This window comes from Propionicimonas sp. (assembly GCF_034927565.1).
Taxonomy (GTDB): Bacteria; Actinomycetota; Actinomycetes; order Propionibacteriales; family Propionibacteriaceae; genus Propionicimonas.
In genome coordinates this window covers 1-5,717 of the sequence record NZ_JAYFPT010000126.1, presented here as the reverse complement: position 1 = coordinate 5,717, position 5,717 = coordinate 1, and the positions used below count along the sequence as shown (strand labels likewise).

Here is a 5,717-nt window from a genome sequence, read left to right as displayed (position 1 = left end):
GAGTACGAGAAGGCGTTGGCGTTTTGTGGGACGGGGATGGGTATTCATATTGCGGCGTCGAAGGTGCCGCATGTGCATGCTGCGGTGGCGGAGACGGTGCCGTCGGCCCGGCGGGCGGCGACGGCGAACAACGCCAATCTGCTGGCTATGGGGGCGTTTTGGACGGGTGTGCCGTTGGGTGAGGCGATGGCGGATGCGTTCTTGGAGGCGTCGCTGGGTGATGGCTATGAGGATTGGGATGGGTTCTACGCCTATCACCTGCGTGGTTACCAGGAGTGTGAGGACTTCGATTACGAGGTGTACAAGGCCAACGGCTTCCAGGTGCCCGACCCCTCGGTGCCCCCGCTGGCACCGAGCCCGAAGGGGTTGGCCTTCTGAGGCGGCTGCCTCCACTCCTGCTGCGCCTCACGGGCGGTCGAGTCGTGCACAAACCGGGCGATTTTGGGGGGCCGGATGGATTATCCACGCGCGTGGCCTCTGCTGCCCGGTTTGTGCCGGGGAGACGGTGGGCTGTTGTCGGGCGCCCCGCTCCTGATCCCGTCCGGTGGTTGCACAAACCGGGCGATTTTGGGGGGCCGGGTGGATTATCCACGCGCCTGCCCGGAATCGCCCGGTTTGTACGGGTGGCGCTGCCGTGACATCCTGAAGGACGTCCCCGCGGAGATCCCGCAATGCCAGGGGACCTTTCGAAGGACAGCGATGACTGAGCTCGCCGGTACCGCCACCGCGCGCTGACCCGAGCCCTGCCCTGTCCGGCGGCTGCCGGGGTCGGTGCGTTCCACCGAACCCCTGGAGCCCAGCATGCCTTCACCCACGTCCTCGGTCGTGCTCGACCACCTCAGCTTCGCCTGGCCGGACGGCGCCCCCGTCCTCACCGATCTCACTGCTGCCTTCAGCCGCGGCCGCACCGGGCTGGTCGGCCACAACGGAGCCGGCAAGTCCACCCTGCTGCGCCTGATCGCCGGCGAGTTACGTCCGACCGCCGGCACGGTCGCGGTTTCCGGTACCACCGATTACCTCCCCCAGGGGGTGACCCTCGCCGCCGGTGCCAGCCTGGCCGACCTGCTGGGCGTCCGCGCGGTGGTGGACGCCGTCCGCGCCATCGAGGCCGGGGACATCCGGCCCCAGCTGTTCGACCTGGTCGGGGACGGCTGGGATCTCGAACAGCGCAGCGCCGCCGCGCTCGCCGAGGCCGGGCTGCCGACCGACCTCGACCGCCGGGTGGACACCATCTCCGGTGGTGAGGCGGTGCTCGCTGCGATCATCGGCATCCGGTTGCGTGGTGCGGCGGTCGCCCTGCTTGACGAGCCCACGAACAACCTCGACGGCGACTCGCGCGAACGGCTGTACGCGCTGGTGCGCGGCTGGCGGGGCACGCTGGTGGTGGTCAGCCACGACAGCGCCTTGGTGGAGTTGATGGACGACACCGCCGAACTCCGGGACGGGACGCTCACCGTCTACGGCGGACCGTACAGCGCCTATGTCGCCGCGCTGGAACGCGAGCAGGAGGCCGCCCGGCAGTCGTTGCGCACCGCCGAACAGGCGCTGCGAGTCGAGCGCCGGCAGCGGATCGAGGCGGAGCAGAAGATCGCTCATTCCGAACGCCAGGCGCGCAAGGACCGGGCCAACCGGCGCTACGTCCCGGCTGCGATCCACGACCGGCGCAACGCGGCCGAGAAGTCGCAGGGCACCCGCCGCGGCCTGCTCGACGCCAGGGTGGAGGCTGCTCGGGTGGCGGTCGACGAGGCCGAGCGACGGGTGCGCGACGATGCCCGGATCCGGATCGACCTGCCCGACCCGCAGCTGCCCGCCGCCCGGCGGATCGCTGTCCTGACCGGCTCCGACGGCCGTGAGTTCGTCCTGCAGGGTCCTGAACGAGTGGCGCTGACCGGCCGCAACGGTGTCGGGAAGACCACCCTGCTCGAGGCACTGGTGGGCGGCCGTTCCTGTGACCCTCCCGGCCTTCCGGCCCGGGCCACGGCAGTCGCGTTCACCGACCGGATCGGGTATCTGGCGCAGCGGCTGGACGGGCTGGACGACCAGCTCAGCGTGTTGGCCAACGTGGCGGCGGAGGCGCCGGGCATCCCGGACGGGGTGCTGCGCAACCGGCTCGCCCGGTTCCTGCTGCGGGGCGACAGCGTCGACCGTCCGGTGGCCACGCTGTCCGGCGGCGAGCGGTTCCGGGTGGCGCTGGCCCGGCTGCTGCTGGCCGACCCGCCGGCGCAACTGCTGGTGCTGGACGAGCCGACGAACAACCTCGACCTGGCCAGCATCCAGCAGTTGGTGGACGCGCTCACCGCCTACCGCGGTGCATTGCTGGTGGTGAGTCACGACCGTGGCTTCCTCGACCGACTTGGCCTGGCCGTGGAGTTCCGACTCCACCCGGACGGCCGGCTCAGCGAGCACCGGGCCTGACCGCAGGTCGGAGGTGGCGCCAGGATACCCCCATGGGTATTCTGGGCGGGTACATCCGCCTCATCGTCGAAGAGAGCACCCGATGCCGCGCGCCCGCGTCCTGCCGTCCGTCCTGACCGCCCTGCTGGTGGCACTGTTCACCCTGGCCGGCTGCGCCGCCGAGCCTGCCCCGGCAACGATCGACCCGGCGGCGGTGATCATCGACGTGCGGACGCCGGCCGAGTACGCGGAGGGCCACCTCGAGGGAGCGATCAACCTCGATGTCCAGGCCGACTCCTTCGCCCAGCAGCTCACCGAACTCGCCGGTGACGGTACCTACGTCGTCTACTGCCGCTCGGGCAGGCGCTCCGCCCAGGCCGCCGCGCTGCTGCAGCAGGCCGGGCTCACGGTCACCGATGCCGGATCGATGGAAGCGGCGGCGAAGGTCACCGGGCTGAAGGTGGTCACCGACTGACCGCCCGGTCCGCACCCGGGACGGGGCAAGGGGGCGCCGCCGTGATGGCAGCACCCCCCGCCGGACCGGTGGTGAACAGCCCGCGCCCCCCGGCCGCGGCCTGAGGCCGCCGTGGGCTGTCCACCCGCTTCGCTCGTAGCTCCCCCCAATAACGGCTGCGCCGTGCTAAGCGCCGTTCCATAGGTGTAGAGCAGCTTTGCTCCGTCCTGATACATCCGGATCGGGGGAATTTTCCGGGGAGACCTCAGAACCCCGAGCCGTGGCACTGGAAGGGGGCCAGCACCCCGGTGCGGCCGGCGGCCCGGGCGAGTGCCTCGGCAGGGGCCAGCCCGGTCGCCAACCCGGTGTGCATGGCGCCGAGCAACTCGCAGGCGGCGTCGTCGGCGACCGCCACCGGAGCCGCGACCACGCAGGAGGTCCCGGCGTGCAGCCAGGTGCGGGTCATGCCGATCGCCTCCTCGCCCCAGCGGACGGCCGAGCGGCCCACCTCGCAGGCCGACAGCACCACCGTCTGGGGCACCTGCCCGATCCGGTCGATGTCGTAGCCGAACAGGGCGCCGTCAGCGAGTTCGAGACCGGAGAACAGCGGGTTGTCGACCGCATGCCGACCGTGCGCGGCGACGTGCAGCACGCCCACCCGGGAGGCGAGCGCCGCCACGGCGTCCACCGTCGCTGCCGGCCCGCGAAGCACCTGCGGAACAACACGCGGCGCCGCTGCGCTGGCGGCGGGGACACCTGTCCAGGCCAAGACGCCGGTCTCCACCTCCTCATCTCCGCGGGCCACCCCGGGCCCGGCGGCGAAACCGACTCCGGGGCGACCGGCCTGGGTGCGGTCGTGCACCCAGCGGGTGGCCGAGGCAGCCAGGGTGAACGGACGACCGCGCAGACCTGGCAGGAGCGTCCACGGCAGCCCGGCGAGCTCGCCCGGCGCGGTGAGCACGATCCGGCGGTCGCCGACCGCCGCCAACGGATTGCGCAGCAGCACACCCTCGAGGTCGGCCAGTCGCTCGCCCAGGGTGCGGGCCACCACGGCGGCCATCGGGCCGGACCTGACCGATGCCGACACGTCCAGGTCGGCACGCAGGCCGGTCAGCGCGGTCAGCAGCCGGGGCCAGGCGGTCAGCCGGAACAGCCGGGCGGAGTCGGCGGTCACCGCCAGGCAGCTCAGCCCGTCCGCGGTCGCGACATAGGCCAACAGGGCGGTGTCGGCGCCGAGGCCACCCTGCAGCGCGTCCAGGGTCACCTGGTCGTTGACGCCGGCGACCCCGGTGGTGCTCCACTGCCGGCGCCGGGCGCGGTCCTGCAGCGCGGCCGTCCGGGGATCGGCCAGCCAACCGGACGGGTTGTCCGCCCGCAGGGCGCGCAGTTCGGCGAGATCGGCGGCGAGTTCGGGATCGGGTGGCGGACGCAGCGGCACCACCTGCTGGCTGAGGTGCCGGGCGCGCTCCGACCACTCGAACAGCACCTCGGGCCGTCCGGAGGCCACCGCCGCCGCGAGCCCCTCGGTCACCAGCCCGGTGGCGTGCATGGTGATCGAGGTCTGCAGATCGATGCTGCCGAAGGACCGCTGCCAGGCAGCCAGCGTGTCCAGGCCGCGGGCGGCGCGCTGGCGGGCCTGGGCATACCGGCCGGCGGTGCCGGCCCGTGCTGCCCGGACCTCGTCGGCCAGCAGGCGCAACTGGATGGGAGCGTCCCGCGGCACCCTCACCACAGGTTCGGCGACTTCGTCAGTGCTCCGTCCGGAACCCCTGACCGTCCGTTCGTGCCGGGCCTGCCACAGCTGCTGGCTCAGCCGCAGCGCGGTGGCCTCGCTGCCGAACCCGAGCCGGTCGAGGTCAGCAGCCGCGGCCTCCACCCGGGCCCGGCTCGGTACTCGGGTGGTGCCGGAGGCCAGGCCGGTGACCGGGCTGGACGGCGGCTGGCCCAACTCGGCGCGCAACTGCAGGGCGAGGGCACGGGCCGCCCAGGATGTGCTGCCCAGGGAACGGAACCGCCGGGCGGCGGCGCGGGCCACGGTCGCTGCCCGGGCCGGGTCGTGCATCAGCAGCGAACGTGCCAGGTTGAACTCGGCCTCGCCGCGGGCCTGCCGCATGCCGTGGGCGCCCAGCGTGCGGGCGACCCGCTCCAGCGTCCGTTCCGCCTCCGTGGTCAGGCCGGCCTCACGCAGCACCTCGGCGAGATCGAGTTCGCCGATCGCGGCGTTCACCACCGAGGAGGCTTCCAGGACGGGGTGCGCGGCGCTCATCTGCTCCAGCGCCTCGATCAGGTTGCTCTCCAACAGGTCGACGTAGCCGAGGTTGTGGCGCACCATGGCGACGTCCAGCTCGGAGCCGTCGACGGCGAAGTCTGCTGCCGCGTGCTCAAGGTCGAGCCGCGCCCGGGTCAGTCCGCCCGACTGCATGTGGGCGACGCTGCGGTTGAGGTACATCGACCGACGGTGCGACGGATCGTCACCGATCCCGGCGATCGCCCGGTCGAGCCAGTCGATCGCTGCCGTCCAGTCCCCGCGACCAACGGCGAGCAGCCCCAGCTGCCCCTCCAGAATCGCCGCGGTCGCCGGCGAGACACCGTCCGCAGCGAGCGCGTCCCGGCACAGCCTTTCGGCTCCGCCGGGGTCTCCGGTGCGGCCGGCGACATAGGACAGGGTGCCGGCGATCCGGGCACGCAGATCGGGCTCGGTGGTGCGCGTCAGGGCAGTGGTCAGCGAGCGGCGGGCAGCGGCATTGCGCCCGGCGTTGACGTGGTCGGTGCCGCGACGATACAGCTCCTGCGCGGAAAGGGTCACGGTCCAAGCATGCCGTCCGGTTTCGGTGGTTGCCTACTCACCGCCCCGCGGCGGACAAGGCTC

The 5,717-nt window shown here is 72.4% G+C and carries 4 protein-coding genes; 3 read left to right on the top strand and 1 reads right to left on the bottom strand.

The features are described from left to right. The 3 genes from VB080_RS15995 to VB080_RS15985 form a co-directional block, all read left to right on the top strand. Nucleotides 1-378 (top strand): RpiB/LacA/LacB family sugar-phosphate isomerase (locus tag VB080_RS15995; RefSeq protein WP_323419440.1); only part of this gene is annotated, 378 nt, incomplete at its 5' end. Nucleotides 379-801: 423 nt separating this feature from the next. Then, nucleotides 802-2,415 (top strand): ABC-F family ATP-binding cassette domain-containing protein, encoded by a 1,614-nt coding sequence (locus VB080_RS15990; RefSeq protein ID WP_323419439.1) that lies wholly within the window; start codon nucleotides 802-804, stop codon nucleotides 2,413-2,415. Between the two features lie 82 nt (nucleotides 2,416-2,497). Further along, nucleotides 2,498-2,869 (top strand): rhodanese-like domain-containing protein, encoded by a 372-nt coding sequence (locus VB080_RS15985; protein WP_323419438.1) that lies wholly within the window; start codon nucleotides 2,498-2,500, stop codon nucleotides 2,867-2,869. A 244-nt stretch (nucleotides 2,870-3,113) separates the two neighbouring features. On the opposite strand, the gene VB080_RS15980 is transcribed toward VB080_RS15985, so the two are convergent. After that, the gene (locus tag VB080_RS15980) at nucleotides 3,114-5,654 is read right to left on the bottom strand and encodes a CHAT domain-containing protein (RefSeq protein ID WP_323419437.1); all 2,541 of its coding nucleotides are present in this window, start codon (nucleotides 5,652-5,654) and stop codon (nucleotides 3,114-3,116) included. Nucleotides 5,655-5,717 lie beyond the last annotated feature (63 nt).